Source organism: Armatimonadota bacterium, assembly GCA_031459855.1.
In the GTDB taxonomy this organism is placed as follows: Bacteria; Sysuimicrobiota; Sysuimicrobiia; order Sysuimicrobiales; family Humicultoraceae; genus Fervidifonticultor; species Fervidifonticultor primus.
In genome coordinates, this window is the sequence record JAVKHP010000001.1 from 2,283,426 (window position 1) to 2,299,484 (window position 16,059).

At 72.8% G+C, this 16,059-nt stretch carries 15 protein-coding genes; all 15 read left to right on the plus strand.

The genetic code is table 11. The annotated features are described in order from the left end of the window. Positions 1 to 441: 441 nt before the first annotated feature. The 15 genes from QN157_10470 to QN157_10540 all read left to right on the plus strand — a co-directional run bounded on the left by QN157_10470 (position 442) and on the right by QN157_10540 (position 16,057). On the plus strand, positions 442 to 2,019 hold the full coding sequence (locus tag QN157_10470; GenBank protein ID MDR7556021.1) for an NAD(P)H-hydrate dehydratase: 1,578 nt from the start codon (positions 442 to 444) through the stop codon (positions 2,017 to 2,019). Next, the gene (pheA, locus tag QN157_10475; GenBank protein MDR7556022.1) at positions 2,013 to 2,831 is read left to right on the plus strand and encodes a prephenate dehydratase; all 819 of its coding nucleotides are present in this window, start codon (positions 2,013 to 2,015) and stop codon (positions 2,829 to 2,831) included. Before QN157_10470 ends, pheA begins: the two co-directional genes overlap by 7 nt. An 8-nt stretch (positions 2,832 to 2,839) precedes the next feature. Beyond that, positions 2,840 to 4,456: a 5-oxoprolinase subunit PxpB gene (pxpB, locus tag QN157_10480; GenBank protein ID MDR7556023.1), complete on the plus strand. Its 1,617-nt coding sequence runs from the start codon at positions 2,840 to 2,842 to the stop codon at positions 4,454 to 4,456. Then, positions 4,447 to 5,439: a D-cysteine desulfhydrase family protein gene (locus QN157_10485; GenBank protein MDR7556024.1), complete on the plus strand. Its 993-nt coding sequence runs from the start codon at positions 4,447 to 4,449 to the stop codon at positions 5,437 to 5,439. The genes pxpB and QN157_10485 overlap by 10 nt, the downstream gene beginning before the upstream one ends. A gap of 2 nt (positions 5,440 to 5,441) precedes the next feature. Further along, positions 5,442 to 6,239, plus strand: coding sequence for a hypothetical protein (locus tag QN157_10490; protein ID MDR7556025.1), 798 nt, complete (start codon positions 5,442 to 5,444; stop codon positions 6,237 to 6,239). Further along, on the plus strand, positions 6,229 to 6,957 hold the full coding sequence (locus QN157_10495) for a gamma-glutamyl-gamma-aminobutyrate hydrolase family protein (protein ID MDR7556026.1): 729 nt from the start codon (positions 6,229 to 6,231) through the stop codon (positions 6,955 to 6,957). Before QN157_10490 ends, QN157_10495 begins: the two co-directional genes overlap by 11 nt. Positions 6,958 to 7,009: 52 nt before the next feature. Further along, the gene (locus tag QN157_10500; GenBank protein ID MDR7556027.1) at positions 7,010 to 8,314 is read left to right on the plus strand and encodes a nodulation protein NfeD; all 1,305 of its coding nucleotides are present in this window, start codon (positions 7,010 to 7,012) and stop codon (positions 8,312 to 8,314) included. Positions 8,315 to 8,385: 71 nt separating this feature from the next. Beyond that, entirely contained in the window at positions 8,386 to 8,868 is a 483-nt protein-coding gene (gene tsaE, locus QN157_10505) for a tRNA (adenosine(37)-N6)-threonylcarbamoyltransferase complex ATPase subunit type 1 TsaE (GenBank protein MDR7556028.1), read from the plus strand. Positions 8,869 to 8,871: 3 nt separating this feature from the next. After that, positions 8,872 to 9,636, plus strand: a complete 765-nt coding sequence (gene tsaB, locus QN157_10510; protein ID MDR7556029.1) for a tRNA (adenosine(37)-N6)-threonylcarbamoyltransferase complex dimerization subunit type 1 TsaB — start codon at positions 8,872 to 8,874, stop codon at positions 9,634 to 9,636. Then, positions 9,633 to 10,157, plus strand: coding sequence for a ribosomal protein S18-alanine N-acetyltransferase (gene rimI, locus QN157_10515; protein MDR7556030.1), 525 nt, complete (start codon positions 9,633 to 9,635; stop codon positions 10,155 to 10,157). The genes tsaB and rimI overlap by 4 nt, the downstream gene beginning before the upstream one ends. Positions 10,158 to 10,163: 6 nt before the next feature. Next, complete coding sequence (tsaD, locus tag QN157_10520) at positions 10,164 to 11,159, plus strand: tRNA (adenosine(37)-N6)-threonylcarbamoyltransferase complex transferase subunit TsaD (GenBank protein MDR7556031.1); 996 nt, start codon at positions 10,164 to 10,166, stop codon at positions 11,157 to 11,159. Positions 11,160 to 11,309: 150 nt separating this feature from the next. Further along, the gene (gene groES, locus QN157_10525) at positions 11,310 to 11,624 is read left to right on the plus strand and encodes a co-chaperone GroES (protein MDR7556032.1); all 315 of its coding nucleotides are present in this window, start codon (positions 11,310 to 11,312) and stop codon (positions 11,622 to 11,624) included. A 19-nt stretch (positions 11,625 to 11,643) separates the two neighbouring features. Next, positions 11,644 to 13,251 carry a chaperonin GroEL gene (groL, locus tag QN157_10530; protein MDR7556033.1) on the plus strand — a complete coding sequence of 536 codons (1,608 nt, stop codon included), beginning with the start codon at positions 11,644 to 11,646 and terminating at the stop codon, positions 13,249 to 13,251. Between the two features lie 212 nt (positions 13,252 to 13,463). Beyond that, positions 13,464 to 14,777, plus strand: a complete 1,314-nt coding sequence (purD, locus tag QN157_10535) for a phosphoribosylamine--glycine ligase (protein MDR7556034.1) — start codon at positions 13,464 to 13,466, stop codon at positions 14,775 to 14,777. Then, on the plus strand, positions 14,768 to 16,057 hold the full coding sequence (locus tag QN157_10540) for an adenylosuccinate synthase (protein ID MDR7556035.1): 1,290 nt from the start codon (positions 14,768 to 14,770) through the stop codon (positions 16,055 to 16,057). The genes purD and QN157_10540 overlap by 10 nt, the downstream gene beginning before the upstream one ends. The last annotated feature ends 2 nt before the right edge of the window (positions 16,058 to 16,059 follow it).

Consider the following 16,059-nt stretch of genomic DNA (forward strand, 5'->3'; position numbering starts at 1 on the left):
ACAACCCCTCGAGGAGGTGGCGACCCGTAGCCCGTAGGGAGTGTGGTTGGTCACTACCCCGCGCGCCAAGCGCGGATCCCAGCGGGGCGCGCGAACACCGCGAACACAAAGCACAGGAAGAGGGGCGCTCGCTTTCTCCGACTTTTCACCGTCTTCGGCTGCGCCGCCGGGCCGTACCGCCATCGAGCTGATCTCGGGAGTTACCCCCCAAGAAGACCGTCAGGCTCTCGGGCTCCACGTACGCAGCGTTTGACTCGGCTACTTCGCCGTTAGGCTTGCGCCCCTCTGCCAGCGAACCTATCACGAGGTTCCGGAGATCGTCAAGCCCCAACGATTGTTCCCATCTTGTGGATTGTGTGGGCACGGGCGCTGGGGGATCATGGAGAGGAAAGGGCGGCATGCAGCCAGAAGCCAGGGCTATTGGACGCTCCGCGACGAACGATGCGTGTACCCACCAGCCAGCAGATGGCGATCCTGGACCGTCGTACCGCCGACGAGTTCGGCGTGCCCACGCTCCTGCTCATGGAGGCGGCGGGCCGACGGGTGGCCGACGCGGCGTGCCGGCTCGTCGGCGGTGGCATGCCGTCGGTGGTCGTCATCGCCGGCAAGGGCAACAACGGCGGCGACGGGCTGGTGGCCGCACGGGTGCTCGCGGGGCTCGGCTGGCAGGTCCGCGTGTTCCTGGTGGCCCGGGACGCCGAGGTCACCGGCGATGCAGCCGTCAACCTTCGAGCCGCGCGTCATGCGGGCGTCGAGGTGGCCAACCTCGACAGCACCGGCGCGCGCGGTCTGGCCCCGGTCCTGGCAGCGGCAGACCTGATCATCGACGGTCTGTTCGGCACCGGCTTTCGGGGCCCCGCGGTCGGCCTGGCCGCCGCGGCGATCGAGGCGATGAACGCCTCACGCCGGCCCGTGCTGGCCATCGATATCCCCTCGGGGGTGCACGGTGACACCGGTCAGGTCGACGGGCCAGCGGTCCGAGCCCGCGCCACGGTGACGATGGGCTTGCCCAAGCTGGGGCTGGTCCTCCTGCCCGGGGCCGAGTACGCGGGGCGCGTCTGGGTGGCCAGCGTCGGGCATCCCCGCCGCCTGCTCGAGAGCCCGGAGATCACCACCCATCTCGTGACGCGCGCCATGGTGGACGCCGCGATCCCCCCTCGCCCCGCCCAGGCCCACAAGGGGCAGTTCGGCAGGGTGCTGATCGTGGCCGGCGCGGTGGGGTACACCGGCGCGCCGTCGCTGGCGGCAGCTGGCGCGCTGCGGGCCGGCGCAGGCCTGGTGCGACTGGCGGTCCCGGCGGGCATCTACCCGATCGTGGCCACGGCCGTGATCGAGGGCATGCCGGTGCCCCTCGCCGACGAGGAAGGGGCGCTGGCGCCGTCGGCGTGGGAGCAGATCGCGGCACTCGCCGCCGACGCCGACGTGGTCGCGGCCGGCCCGGGGTTGTCGCGCATGCCAGGACCCCGGCAGGTCGTGAGGCAGCTGGTGGCAGACAGCCGACGGCCGCTCGTGCTGGACGCCGACGCTCTCAACTGCCTCGCCGACGAGCCGGACGTGCTGCGTGTGACCCGGGTGCCGGTCGTGCTCACGCCCCACCCCGGCGAGCTGGCGCGGCTGACCGGTACGACGACCGAGGCCATCCGGCGCGACCGGCTGGCCGCGGCGCGTGAGGCCGCTGCGCGGTTCCGCGCGGTGGTCGTGTTGAAGGGGGCGCGCACGATCGTGGCCTCGCCCGAGGGCGAGGCGTTCGTGGTGCCCACGGGGAATCCGGGGATGGCCACGGGAGGGATGGGCGACGTCTTAACCGGGGCGATCGCCGCGCTGATCGGGCAGGGGCTGGCACCGCTGACCGCGGCGTGGGTGGGGGCCTACCTCCACGGGCTGGCAGGAGATCTGGCCGCGCGGGCCAGCGGGCCGGCCGGGCTGCTGGCCCGTGACGTGGCTGCCGCCCTGCCACACGCGCTGGGCGCCGTCCGGCGAGGCGAGGTGGAGGAGGTCGTGCAGAGCGAACCATGGTGATGCGGGTGGCGTTTCAGGGCGAGCCAGGCGCCTACAGCGAGGTCGCGGCGCTGGAGCAGTTCGGCACCATCACCCCCGTGCCGTGTCGCTCCCTGGCCGACGTCTTCGACGCCGTCGAGGGTGGGGCTGCCGACCGGGGGATCGTGCCCGTGGAGAACTCCCAGGCCGGCAGCATCAACGAGACCTACGACCTGCTGGTACGCCGCAGCCTGCACATCGTCGGCGAGCGCAACCTGCGCATCGAGCACTGCCTGCTGGCCCTCCCCGAGGACACGCTCGAGACGATCCGCGCCGTCTGCTCACACCCCCAGGCCCTGGCGCAGTGCGACGCGTACTTGAGCCGCATGGGCTGGGAGGTCGTGGCCACCTACGACACCGCCGGCAGCGCGAAGCTCGTGGCCACCGAGCGGCGACGCGGCGTGGCCGCCATCGCGAGCCGTCGCGCCGCGGAGCTCTACGGGCTGCGCATCCTGGCCGAGCACATCGAGACGAATCCGGTGAACTACACGCGGTTCCTGGCCCTGGCGCTGACGCCGGCTCCCCCGGCCGCCCGCGCCAAGACGTCGGTGGTGTTCACGACGGCCAACGTGCCGGGCGCGCTCTACCGCGCGCTGGGCACGTTCGCCACGCGCAACATCAACCTCACCAAGCTCGAGTCGCGCCCGCGGCGCGACCGGCCCTGGGAGTACCTGTTCTACGTGGACTTCGAGGCGCACAAGGACTCGCCCGAGGGGCGCGCGGCACTCGCCGAGCTCGCTGGGGTCACGGCGTTCCTGCGCGTGCTCGGCTCGTACCCGCGCGCCGACGAGTGACGGCCGCGGTGGGGCGCTGGCCGCGCCTGCTGCCGCTGGGCGACCGCGGCCTGCTCGTCGAGTTCGGGGCCGAGGTCTCGCCGGAGGTCAACGCGCTGGTGCGGGGTGCCGAGCCACTCCTGGCCCGTCTGCCGGGCGTCAGCGAGACCGTGCCGGCGTTTCGGTCGCTCCTGCTCGTCTATGATCCCTTCCGCACGACCTTCGACCGGCTGGCCGAGTATGTGGAAGCCGTGGCCCGCGGTGTGCGCCCGGCACCCGACGAGGGTGGCCAGCTCCTCGAGGTCCCCGTGGCCTATGGCGGTGCCTGGGGGCCAGACCTGGAAGCGGTGGCTGCCGCGCTGGGCCTGTCCCAGGCCGACGTGGTCGCACTGCACACCGGGACGATCTACCGCGTCTACATGCTGGGGTTTGCGCCAGGGTTCCCCTACCTTGGCCTCCTGCCCGAGGCGCTGCGCCTCCCGCGTCGCGCCACCCCGCGGACGCGCGTCCCCACGGGCAGCGTCGCCATCGCCGACGCGTTCACGGGCATCTACCCGCAGGACACGGCTGGGGGCTGGCATCTCCTGGGACGCACCCCCCTGCGGCTGTTCGACCCGTCGGGGAAGACCCCGTTTCTGCTGGCACCTGGCGACAGGGTGCGGTTCGTGGCCTGCCCGGACATCGAGATGGGCCCGGCAGAGGAGCCGCCGCCGTTCGCGCCGCGGCGGCCCGTGTTCGAGGTGCTGGAGCCCGGCTTGATGACCACGCTGCAGGACGCCGGCCGCACAGGGTGGCGGCGCTACGGGGTGCCGGTTTCCGGCCCGATGGACCGCAGAGCGCATGCCGCGGCCAACCTCGCCGTGGGCAACGCACCGGGTGAGGCGGCGCTGGAGATGACCTTCCCGGGGCCGAAACTGCGCGCGGTGGCGGACGCCCTCATCGCCGTGGCGGGTGCGGATCTGGGCGCGCGCCTCAACCACACGGACCTGGACCACGGGCAGCCGGTCAGGGTTCGGCCCGGCGACCTGTTCACGCTGACTGCCCCCCGCAGCGGCCAGTGGCTCTACCTGGCGGTCGCAGGAGGCCTGGACGGCCCCCAGGTGCTGGGCAGCCGGGCAACGTGGACGCGCGGCGGCCCGCGCGGCCCGCTCGGTCGGCCGGTCCGGGCAGGAGACCTCCTGGGTGTGCGAGAAGGACCCGCCGGCCCGCGGCGGGCCCGGCCCGTACCGCTTATCGCCCGGGGACGCACGCTGACCGCGCGCGTGGTGTTGGGGCCGCAGGCCGACGCGTTCACGCCCGAGGGGCTGGCCGCGCTCCTGGGCGGGACGTACGAGGTGACCGTGCAGCGGGACCGCAGCGGCGCGCGCCTGCGCGGCGTGCCGGTACGTCATCGAGTGGGTGCCGACATCGCGTCCGATGGCCTGCTGCCCGGGGCCATCCAGGTGCCGGCCGATGGCGGGCCCGTCGTGATCTTCGCCGATGGGCCGACCACGGGCGGGTACACGAAGGCCGCGGCGGTGGTCAGCGCCGACGTGGATGCGCTGGCGCAACTCGCCCCTGGCGACCGCGTGCGCTTCCAGGCCGTGACGGTGGCGCAGGCGCACGCCCTGCTGCGCGCCGCCGAGGAGGAGACCGGGTGCAGCTAGGACGCCTGCCACGGCTGCGACTGGCGACCCTGCCCACGCCGCTGGAGGAGATGCCCACGCTGTCGGCCTACCTGGGCGGTCCGCGCCTGCTGGTGAAGCGCGACGACATGACCGGCCTGGCGTTCGGCGGCAACAAGGTCCGCAAGCTCGAGTACCTGCTGGGCGAGGCGGTCGATCGGGGCTGCGACGTGGTGGTGACGGTGGGTGCCGCCCAGTCCAACCACGCCCGGGCGACGGCCGCTGCCGCGCGGCGCCTGGGGCTCGACGCGGTCCTCGTCCTCACTGGCGACGAGCCCCTGGAGCGGCAGGGCAACTTGCTGCTGGACACCATCTTCGGCGCTGATATCCGCATCGTGGACATCGACGACGACTACGTGCTGATGGGCGTCGTGGAAGACATCGCCCGCGACCTGCAGCGGCGCGGGCGCGCGCCGTACGTGATTCCCCCTGGGGGGAGCGCGGCGCTGGGGGCCGCGGCGTACGCCAACGCGGGCCTGGAGCTCCTCGACCAGCTCAACACCCGCGGGATCCACGCCGACGCCATCGTCCACGCCACCGGCACCGGGGGCACCCAGGCAGGCCTGTACACGGCGTGCCGGTTGATGCAGACGCGGATGGAGATCGTCGGGGTGAGCGCCGGTCCCTCGCGCGACGTCGCGACCGCGCGGGTACGCAGCCTGGTCGAGGACCTGTGCGGGTTGCTGGGTATTGACTGGCGGCCGCACCCGGATGATATCGTCGTAACGGACGAGTACGTCGGCGAAGGGTACGCCGTCGCGACTCCCGAGGGGCTGGATGCCATCCGCCTGGTCGCCCGCACGGAGGGCCTGCTGCTCGACCCCGTCTACACCGGCAAGGCGATGGCTGGGTTGATCGACCAGGTGCGGCGCGGCCGGTTCCGCCCGGACCAGAACGTCGTCTTCTGGCACACCGGCGGCCAGCCCGCGCTCTTCGCGTACGCGACCGCCCTCCGCGAGGGATGACCGTGACCGCTCCCGGCGACCGATGTGGGAGCCGTGCCGCACCCCTGGTGGCCACAGGGCGTCGCCTGGCACCCCGGGCGCTGGGCAGCGCGCTGGCGGTGGGCGTGGCGCTGCTGGTGGCGACGGCGATGCCGGCCGGCGCCGACGAGGCGTTGCTGGTGCGCGCCTTCGGCAGTTTCCTGCGGCGCGCTGACGAGCTGCGCATCGAGGCGATTCCCGACCTGTACGAGGGCGGCTACGCCCGCATCACCGTGCTGGGCCGCGGCGTGCACCTGCACCAGGGGCCCCGCGTCGACGAGGTGATGGTACGCCTGGTGGGCGCGAGCCTGGACCCGGCAGCGCTGCGCGAGGGCCGCTTGCGGGTCTTGGACTACCGCGGCAGCGCGCTGCGCGTGCGCGTGCTGCTGCGCAGCCTCCAGGATCACTTCAACGCTGGCGGCGGCGTCGACGACATCCGGCTGTGGGCCGAGGGCGGCTACCTGTACGGGACCGGCACGGTGCAGTTCCGCGGCCAGCCGACGCGGCTGCGCATGAAGGGGTTCTTCGCCGTGGCCGGCACCACCGAGGTGTATTTCTACTTCGAGACGCTGCACGCCAACGGGCTGCCGCTGCCGACCGCGGTGATCCGCGATCTGGAGCGCAGCCTGAACCCCATCCTCCACCAGCGGGAGTGGCCGGTGCAGTTCCCGCTGCGCACGCTCCGACTCGACGCGCAGGCGCTGCTGCTGGGCAGCGACGCCGATCCGGCCGCGCCCTGTCCGACGTGTGGGGGCGGGCCGCAGGTGACCTATGAGCCCTGACCGTCCGCGCATCGTGGTCACCACCCGGCGGCCACCTGCCGACGCCGCGGCGCGCGCGCGGGCGGCGCGTGCTGCCGACTTCTACGCCACAGCGGTACGCGACGCCGGCGGCGCCCCGGTGCTCGTGGCGCCCGGCGATCCGCTGCCGGCGCGGATCGACGGCGTGGTGCTCTCCGGCGGCGTCGACGTGCATCCGCGCCACTACGGCCAGACGGTCCATCCTGGGGTTGCCCACACCTTGACGCTGGACGAGCCGCGCGACCTGCTGGAACTGGAGCTCGCCCGGTCGGCCCTCGACCGCGACCTGCCGGTGCTGGGGATCTGCCGCGGCGCCCAGGTCCTGACGGTCGCCGCCGGCGGCACGCTCTGGCAGGACCTGTCGCTGGCCGGCGTCGACCCCGGCCGCCACGACCAGGACGGCCGCCACCAGGACTGGGAGCCGGCCCACGGCATCACTATCGAGCCCGGAAGCCGTCTGGCCGAGGTGCTGGCCGCGGTGGTGCTGGGCGTCAACAGCTTCCACCACCAGGCGATCGCCACCCCGGCGCCGGGGTTCGCCGTCGTCGCCCGCGCTGACGACGGCACCATCGAAGCCGTGGAACGCACGGACCATCCCTTCGCGGTCGGCGTGCAGTGGCACCCCGAGCGCATGGTGGCGCATCACCCGGTGCAGCGCCGCCTCTTCGCGGCGCTCGTGGCCGCCGCCCGCCGGGGCTGAGCTGGTGGACGTCCTGCGCCCTCGCCCGATCGCGCCCGTCCGGTGGCGCCTGGTGCCGTGGCTGGTGGCGCTGCTCGCGCTGGCATGGGGCGTACCCGGCCAGCCGGCGGCCGCGCCGGACGCTCCGGTCGTGGTGCGCATCACCATCGACGGGGTCATCGCGCCGTCGAGCGCCCGGTTCATCCTGCGCGCGATCCGTGAGGCCGAGGCCCAGCAGGCCGAGGCCCTGGTGGTCATGCTCGACACCCCGGGCGGCCTGCTCAAATCCACCGACGACATGACCCGGGCCATTCTCAACGCCAGGGTCCCCGTGGTGGTGTACATCGCGCCGCGCGGCGCGCGCGCGGCCTCGGCGGGCGTGTTCGTCACCTACGCCGCGCACGTGGCCGCCATGGCGCCCGCCACGCACCTGGGGGCCGCGTCGCCGGTCGCCATTGGTGGCGGCGAGGGCCGCGAGCCCGACAAGACCGCCATGGAGAAAGTGACCAACGACATGGTCGCCAACATCCGGGCGATGGCGCGGCGGCGCGGCCGCAACGCCGACTGGGCCGAGCGGGCGGTCCGTGAGGCGGTCTCCATCACCGAGGAGGACGCCGTGCGCCTGCGCGTCGTCGACCTGGTGGCCGACGACCTCACCGATCTGCTGCGCCGTCTGGACGGTCGCACCGTGGAGACCGACCTGGGTCCGCGGCAACTGCGCACCGCGCGCGCCCGCGTCGTCGACCTGCACATGGACCTCACCGAGCGGTTCCTCGCCCTGCTCAGCGATCCCAACATCGGCTTCATCCTGCTGAACATCGGCATCCTGGGCGTCCTGGTCGAGCTGTACAACCCGGGCGCGGTGCTGCCGGGCGTGGTGGGCGGCATCGCGTTGATCCTGGGGCTGGCTTCCTTCGCGATCCTGCAGGTCAACGTGGCCGGCCTGTTGCTGATCGCCTTCGCCATCCTGCTCTTCATCGCCGACGTGAAGGTGCCGGGACACGGCGTGCTCACGGTGGGCGGCGTCCTGGCGTTCATCTTCGGCGCGCTGCTGCTCACCGAGCGCCAGGCGCCAGTACTCCAGATCTCGGTGCGGCTCATCGTGGCGGTCGCCCTCCTGCTGGCGGGCTTTTCGTTGGTCGCCGTGGGCGCGGGGCTGCGGGCCCAGCGGGGGACACCCCGCAGCGGCGAGGAGCGCCTGGTCGGGGCCGTGGGCGTGGCGCGTTCGCGCCTCGACCCCGCGGGGCAGGTCCACGTGCAGGGCGAGATGTGGTCCGCGGTGTCCGTGGCCGGCCCCATCGAGGAGGGCACGCCGGTGCGTGTGGTGGCCGTCGACGGCCTGCGGCTGCGCGTGGAGCCGGCTGCCGGCCCGCGGTAGGTGCGCCGCCACGGTGGATGGGCAGTCACCGCGCTGCCGCCCGCGCGCCAACGGTGCACCTCCCCGGCACGATGACCACGCCGGTTCAGGCCGGCCTGCAGCGCACGGTGCGCACGCGCTCCGCCCGCGCCACCGAGGCGCTGGGTGAGCGCATTGGGCGGCGCCTGCGGCCGGGGGACGTGGTGGCGCTGGTCGGGCCGCTGGGTGCAGGCAAGACCGTGCTGGCCCGCGGCCTCGCGCGCGGAGCCGGCGCCCGCGGGTACGTGGCGAGTCCCTCGTTCGTGATCGTGCGGGAGTACGCCGGTCCCATCCCCGTGCGGCACGTGGACCTGTACCGCCTGGAGCGGCCCGAGGACATCGAGAGCGTGGGCCTCGACGACGTGCTGACCGACGATGCGATCGCCATCGTGGAATGGGCCGACCGGGCACCCTGGGTGCTGCCCGCCGACCACCTGCGCATCGATTGCGCCTTGGGCCGCGGCGCACGCGAGCGCGTGTTCACGCTGACGGCACCCGCCCGGCGGGCAGACGTGCTGACGGCGCTGGACCGATAGCCGATGCGCGTGCTCGCCATCGAGACGTCCACCGGCCAGGGCAGCGTTGCGCTCCTCGACGAGCACGGGCTGGTCGCCGAGACCCTCGCCCCGGCGCCCGGCGCGCACCTCGAGTGGCTGGCAGGTGCCATCGTCCACCTGCTGCGCGCCCACGACGTGCCGCCTGCGGCCGTGGACGGCCTCGCCGTCTCCACCGGGCCGGGCAGCTTCACCGGGGTGCGTGTCGGGGTGGTGACGGCGATCGCGTGGGCGGAGGCGCGCGGCGTGCCCGTGATCGGGGTGCCCACCCTGGAGGCGATCGCGGCAGGGGTGGCCGCGGAGGCACTTCCCGCACGGCTCGTGCTGGCCGCCGTCGACGTGCGCCGTGGCGAGGTGGCCGCGGCCCTGTTTGCGCTGGACGGCGGCATTCGTCGCCTGAGCCCCGACCTCGTGGTCCCGCCAGCCGCCCTGCCCGCTGTGTTGCCGGCGCGCGACGGGCCGGTGGCGCTCGCAGGCGACGCGCTCGAGCGCTACCGCGACGTGCTCCTCGCCGCCATCGGTCCGGGCGCAACCGTCGCCGCCCGGTCGCTGTGGTGGCCCCGGGCACGGGTGGTGGGACAGGTGGGCCGGGCGCGGCTGCTGGCGGGCGTCCGCGTCGACCCCGCCCGTGTGCAGCCCGTCTATCCGCGCCGTGCGGTCGCCGGCCCAGGCGAGGGGCAGGAGGCGGTCGCGGCCGGCCAGAACGCTGGCGGTGGCAGCCGCGGCGGCGCGTGCGCACCCGGACCATGAAGCAGATCGCCCGCATTCGGCTCGCGCCCATGACGGTGGACGACCTGCCGCGCGTCCGCGAGATCGAACGCGAGGCGTTCGCGCTGCCCTGGCCCAAGGACGCCTACCGGGCAGAGATCGAGGACAACCAGGTCGCCTGCTACATCGTGGCCCGCGACGAACACGACACCGTGGTGGGGTTCGCGGGGATGTGGGTGATCTTCGACGAAGCCCACGTGACCACGATCGCCGTCGACCGACGCCATCGCGGCCAGGGCATCGGCAAGCGCCTGCTGTTGGGCCTCATCGAGCGGGCGCTGGCCCGCGGCGCGCGCTGGATGACCCTGGAGGTGCGGCCGTCCAACACGGTGGCGCTGGCCATGTACCGCGCCTTCGGGTTCCGCGACGTCGCGCTGCGCAAGCGCTACTACAGCGACAACAACGAGGACGCCGTGGTGATGTGGAGCGGCAACCTGACCGAGCCGGCCGCCCAGGCGCGCCTGGCCGAGATTCGGGCGAGCCTCGAGCCTGGCGCGGAGTAGGGTCCGGTGCGGGTGCTGGGCCTGGAGACGTCGTGCGACGAGACGGCGGCCGCCGTCGTGGCGGACGGCCGTGTGGCGAGCAACGTGGTCGCCTCCCAGGCCGCGCTCCACGAGCGGTATGGCGGCGTGGTCCCCGAGCTGGCGTCGCGCCGGCACGTCGAGCGCCTCGTCCCCGTGCTGCGCCTGGCGCTGGAGCAGGCGGGTGTGGGCTGGCACGATCTGGACGGCATCGCGGTGACGGCCGGCCCCGGACTGGTCGGCGCCCTCGCGGTGGGCGTCGCCGCGGCGAAAGCGCTGGCTGCTGCCCGGGAGCTACCGCTCGTGGGCGTCAACCACCTGGAGGGGCACCTGTTCGCCAACGTGCTGACCTTCGGGCCGCTCCCGGAACCCACCCTGGCCTTGATCGTCTCGGGGGCCCACACCGACCTGGTGCTGGTGGCGGCGCCCCATCGCTACCGCGTGCTGGGCCGCACGCGGGACGACGCGGCCGGTGAGGCGTTCGACAAAGTCGCCCGGGCCATGGGGCTGGGCTACCCGGGTGGTCCCGCGCTGGATCGTCTGGGCCAGACGGGGGATCCGCACGCCGTGCCCCTCCCCGTACCCTTCCAGGGGCCGGGTCTGGACTTCAGCTTCAGCGGCATCAAGACGGCGGCGCTGCGGGCGCTCGCCATCGCGCCCGCCCGCGACCCGCAGTTCATGGCCGACCTCGCCGCGTCGCTGCAGCGCGTGGTGGCCGAAGCGCTGGTGCGCCGCGTGGCACGCGCGGCGCGGCAACACCGCCCTCGCGCGCTGGCGCTGGCGGGCGGCGTGGCGGCCAACTCCGTGCTTCGACGCCGGCTGCAGGAGGAGGCCGCACGCCTGCGCCTGCCGGTCCTGATTCCGCCGCCGGACCTGTGTACCGACAACGCCGCGATGATCGCAGCCGCGGGCGCCTCGCGCCTGGCGCGGGGGGAGCGGGCTGGCTGGGACCTGGGCGCAGCGGCCGATCTGCCGCTCGCGTGACGGTCCGTCTGGCGTGACGGTCTGTCTGGTGTGAGGGTCTGTCTGGGGGCTTGATCTCCGGCGGGGGGACTGTCTAAGATGGGGGGTGACTAGCACTCTAACCTCGAGAGTGCTAATTCCCAACACTTTGGCGCAGGAGGGACGCGAGAGATGAAGCTGAAGCCGCTTGGCGACCGCGTTGTGGTCAAGCCGCTGGAGGAAGAGGAGCGCACCAAGGGCGGGATCGTGCTGCCCGATACCGCCAAGGAGAAGCCCCAGCACGGCGAGGTGCTGGCCGTGGGCCCCGGCGACTGGGACGAGGCCGGCACCAAGCGGATCCCCCCGGACGTCAAGGTCGGCGATCACGTGCTCTACGCCAAGTACGCCGGGACCGAGGTCAAGACCGACGAGGGCGAGCTGCTGATCCTGCGCGCCAACGACATCCTGGCCATCGTCGAGAAGACCCCGGCGAAGGCCAAGGCCTAGCCCCGAGGGAGGGGTCGCCATGCCGAAGATCCTGGCCTACGACGAGACCGCACGCCGCGCGATGGAGCGCGGCATCAACAAGCTCGCCGATGCGGTGAAGATCACGCTGGGTCCCAAGGGGCGCAACGTCGTCCTCGAGAAGAAGTTCGGGTCCCCCACGATCACCCACGACGGCGTGACGGTGGCGAAGGAGGTCGAGCTGGAAGACCCCTTCGAGAACGCCGGCGCGCAGTTGGTGCGGGAGGTGGCCACCAAGACGGAGGACGTGGCCGGCGACGGCACCACCACCGCCACGATCCTCGCCCAGGCCATGATCCGTGAGGGCCTGAAGATGGTGGCGGCCGGGGCCAACCCCATGGCGCTCAAGCGCGGCATGGACCGGGCCGTGGCGGCCGTCGTCGACGAGTTGCACCGCATGGCCAAGCCGGTGGAGACCAAGGAGGCGATCGAGCAGGTCGCCAGCATCTCCGCCAACGACGCCGCTATCGGCAAGCTGATCGCCGATGCCATGGACAAGGTGGGCAAGGACGGCGTCATCACCGTCGAGGAGTCCAAGGGGATCGAGACGACCGTCGAGGTCGTCGAGGGGATGATGTTCGACAAGGGCTACATCTCCCCGTACTTCATCACCGATCCCGAGAAGATGGAGGCTGTCCTGGAGGACGCCTACCTGCTCATCACCGACAAGAAGATCAGCGCGGTGAAGGACCTGCTGCCGGTGCTGGAGCGGGTGGTCCAGATGGGCCGACCGCTGCTGGTCATCGCCGAGGACGTGGAGGGCGAGGCGCTGGCCACGCTGGTGGTGAACAAGCTGCGCGGCACGCTCCAGGCCTGCGCCGTGAAGGCGCCGGCGTTCGGTGACCGCCGGAAGGCGATCCTGGAGGACATCGCGATCCTCACCGGCGGGCAGGTCATCAGTGACGAGGTCGGCCTCAAGCTCGAGAACACCGAGCTCGCCCACCTGGGCCGCGCGGGCCAGGTCCGCGTGCGCAAGGAGGAGACGATCATCGTCAAGGGGGCCGGCAAGCGCGAGGCCATCGAGAAGCGCATCCAGCAGATCCGCAAGCAGATCGAGGAGACCGACTCCGACTACGACCGCGAGAAGCTGCAGGAGCGGCTGGGCAAGCTGGCCGGCGGCGTGGCTGTCATCCGGGTCGGCGCGCCCAGCGAGGCCGAGCTCAAGTACCGCAAGACGCGCACCGAGGACGCCCTGCGTGCCACCCGGTCGGCCGTCGAGGAGGGGATCGTGCCCGGCGGCGGCGTGGCGCTGATCTACGCGCGCAAGGCCGTGGAGGCCCTGGCTCTGGAGGGTGACGAGAAGGTGGGCGCCCAGCTGGTGGCGCGGGCCCTGGAGGAGCCCGCCAAGCAGCTGGCGATCAACGCAGGACGCGAAGGCTCCATCATCGTCGAGGAGCTGAAGCAGCAGCCCTACGGCGTGGGCTTCGACGTCATGACCGGCCAGTTCGTGGACATGTTCAAGGCCGGGATCGTCGATCCCACGAAGGTCGTGCGCTCGGCCCTGCAGAACGCGGCCAGCGTCGCGGGCCTGGTGCTGACCACCGAGGCGATGGTGGTCGAGAAGCCCGAGGAGGAGAAGGAGACGACACCCACGCCGCCGTCCGTGTAGGCGCGCGTGGCGGCTGTGCCCGAGGCGGGGGCTGCCCCCCGCCTCGGGCGTTTTTGTGGTAGCGACCTGTCACGGACGTCCGCACGATCCGGCGGGACGGTGCACGAGCCGGCATACTCTTGCCAATGTACGGTTTTCATGATAGAGTTCCTGACGGGACTTACAGTATTTGCCCCCAATCCGGACAAAAATCCGAACGTAGCAGGCTACGCATGAGGAAATTCTTCGTGATTGGGGGAGGCGGCAGGGAACACGCCATCGTCTGGCACCTGGCCAGGTGCTATCCAGGTGCCGCGATCCACTGCGCGCCCGGTAACCCCGGGATCTCCCGCCTGGCGACCTGCCTGCCGGTGGCTGCGACCGACCTGAACGGCCTGGTCAGCGCCGCCGCTACCCTGGCGCCCGATCTCGTGATCGTCGGTCCCGAGGCACCGCTCGTCGCGGGTCTGGCCGATCGGCTGCAGGCTGTAGGGCTGCCGACGCTGGGTCCCGCCGCCGCCGCCGCCCGCATCGAGGGCAGCAAGGCCTTCGCCAAACACCTGATGGCGCGCGCCGGTATCCCCACCGCACCGTTCGCGGTCTTCGACGATCCGCCCCAGGCCATCGCCCACGTGCGGCACGTGGGCCCGCGGGTGGTCGTCAAAGCCGACGGCCTGGCGGCGGGGAAGGGGGTCGTCGTCTGCGACGGGCCCGACGAGGCCGAGGCGGCGGTACGGGCCATGATGGTCGAGGTGGTGTTTGGCGACGCCGGACGCCGTGTGGTGGTCGAAGAGCGCCTCGACGGCGACGAGGTGAGTGTCTTCGCCCTCGTCGACGGCGAGGCGGTGGCGTGGCTGGGCGCGGCCCAGGATCACAAGCGCCTGCACGACGGCGACCGCGGTCCCAACACCGGCGGCATGGGCGCGATCGCGCCTTACCCGCTGGCGCCGGCGCTGCGCACCCGCATCCTGCGCGAGATCCTCCAGCCGGCCGCCAGCGCATTGGTCGCGGAAGGCTGCGCCTACCGCGGGGTGCTGTTCGCGGGGTTGATGCTCACCGCCGATGGGCCACAGGTGCTGGAGTTCAACTGCAGGCTCGGGGATCCCGAAGCGCAGGTCATGCTGCCGCTGCTGCGCGCGGGGCTCCCCGACGCGTTCGACGCCCTGCGGCGGGGCGAGGTCGACGCTGAGGGCCAGGTCGCTGGAACCGAACTCCTCAGGTTGGACCGGGCAGCCTGTGGTGTCGTGCTGGCGTCGGAAGGCTACCCCGCCACGACGCGCCCCGGCGTGCCCATCGACGGGGTCGCCGACGCCGAGGAGCTGGCCCTGGTGTTCCACAACGGCACGGCGCGCGCGGAGGGGCGGCTGGTGACCGCTGGCGGGCGGGTGCTGACGGTGACGGGGCTGGGCCCGGACCTCGCCGCGGCGCGCCAGCGCGCCTACGCGGCCGTAGGGCGGGTCGCGTTTCCTGGCATGCAGTACCGCACCGATATCGGCAGTCGCCTGCTGGCCACGGCCGGCGCGGGAGGCGTGACGCCATGCCGGTGACGGCGGTGGTGGGCGGCCACTGGGGCGACGAGGGCAAGGGCAAGGTCGTGGACGTGCTGGCCGCCGAGGCGGATCTCGTCATCCGGTACAACGGCGGCTCCAACGCGGGACACACCATCGTCAGCGACCGCGGTGTCTTCGCGTTGCACCTCGTGCCCTCCGGCGTCCTCCACCCGCGGGTCACGTGCCTGATCGGGCCCGGGGTGGTCGTCAACCCCGACTTCCTGATCGCCGAGCTCGACCAACTCGAGGCGCGCGGCGTGTCCACCCACAACGTGGTGATCTCCACCCGTGCCCACATCGTCTTCCCCTTCCACATCACCCTCGACGTCCTCGAGGAGCAACGCCGCGGGCCCCGGCCGCACGGCACGACGAAGCAGGGCATCTGGCCCGCCTACGCCGACAAGGTCGCGCGGGTGGGCGTCCGCATGGGCGACCTGCTCCACGACGCGCACCTCGAAGCGCAGGTGCGGTACCTCGTGGCGCGGACGAACCGCCTGCTGGGTGCCGACCACCCGCCCATCGACGCCGACGAGGTCCTAGCCCGCTGCCGGCAGTGGCGCGCGCGCTTGGGTCCACGCATCGTCGACAGCCATCAGCTCGTGCAGCGCGCGCTGGCCGCCGACCGCCGGATCCTCCTGGAGGGACACCTGGGCGTCATGCGCGATCTGGACTGGGGCATCTACCCCTACGTCACCTCCTCAACGTGTCTTCCCGGCGGGGCCGCAGCGGGCGCGGGTATCCCCGCGGCCCGGATCACGCGTGTGGTGGGCGTGGTGAAGGCGTACACCACGGCCGTGGGCGCCGGGCCGCTGCCCACCGAGCTCCACGGCGCGGTCGCCGACCGCATCCGCGAGGCCGGCGGGGAGTTCGGCACCACCACCGGGCGGCCCCGTCGCTGCGGCTGGTTCGATGCCGTGGCGGCGCGCTTCGCCGCAGAGGTGGCCGGCTTCACCGAGCTGGCCGTGATGAAGCTCGACGTGCTGGCCGGCCTGGACGAGGTCCAGATCTGCACTGCTTACCGGTACCAGGGCGAGGTCCTCGACGGTATGCCCGACGTCCCGGTGCTGGCGGAGGTCGAGCCCATCTACGAGACCCTGCCCGGCTGGCGACTGGAGGGGCGCGTGCGGACGCTGGAGGACCTTCCGGCCACGGCCCGCCGCTTCCTGGACCGCATCGCCGCGCTGGTGGGCGCGCCGGTGACAATGGTCGGGTTGGGGCGCGACCGCGAGGCGCTGGTGCGGGCGATGCCGGCGGCGGGGGCGCGGGAGGCCGGGTAGTG

Bases quoted from the DNA above. Each gene is read 5' to 3' on its own strand.
- QN157_10495 (MDR7556026.1), top strand. From the start codon at position 6,229: ATGAGCCCTGACCGTCCGCGCATCGTGGTCACCACCCGGCGGCCACCT.
- rimI (MDR7556030.1), top strand. From the start codon at position 9,633: ATGAAGCAGATCGCCCGCATTCGGCTCGCGCCCATGACGGTGGACGAC.
- groES (MDR7556032.1), top strand. From the start codon at position 11,310: ATGAAGCTGAAGCCGCTTGGCGACCGCGTTGTGGTCAAGCCGCTGGAG.
- purD (MDR7556034.1), top strand. From the start codon at position 13,464: ATGAGGAAATTCTTCGTGATTGGGGGAGGCGGCAGGGAACACGCCATC.
- pheA (MDR7556022.1), top strand. From the start codon at position 2,013: ATGGTGATGCGGGTGGCGTTTCAGGGCGAGCCAGGCGCCTACAGCGAG.
- QN157_10540 (MDR7556035.1), top strand. From the start codon at position 14,768: ATGCCGGTGACGGCGGTGGTGGGCGGCCACTGGGGCGACGAGGGCAAG.
- QN157_10470 (MDR7556021.1), top strand. From the start codon at position 442: ATGCGTGTACCCACCAGCCAGCAGATGGCGATCCTGGACCGTCGTACC.
- tsaE (MDR7556028.1), top strand. From the start codon at position 8,386: ATGACCACGCCGGTTCAGGCCGGCCTGCAGCGCACGGTGCGCACGCGC.
- tsaB (MDR7556029.1), top strand. From the start codon at position 8,872: ATGCGCGTGCTCGCCATCGAGACGTCCACCGGCCAGGGCAGCGTTGCG.
- groL (MDR7556033.1), top strand. From the start codon at position 11,644: ATGCCGAAGATCCTGGCCTACGACGAGACCGCACGCCGCGCGATGGAG.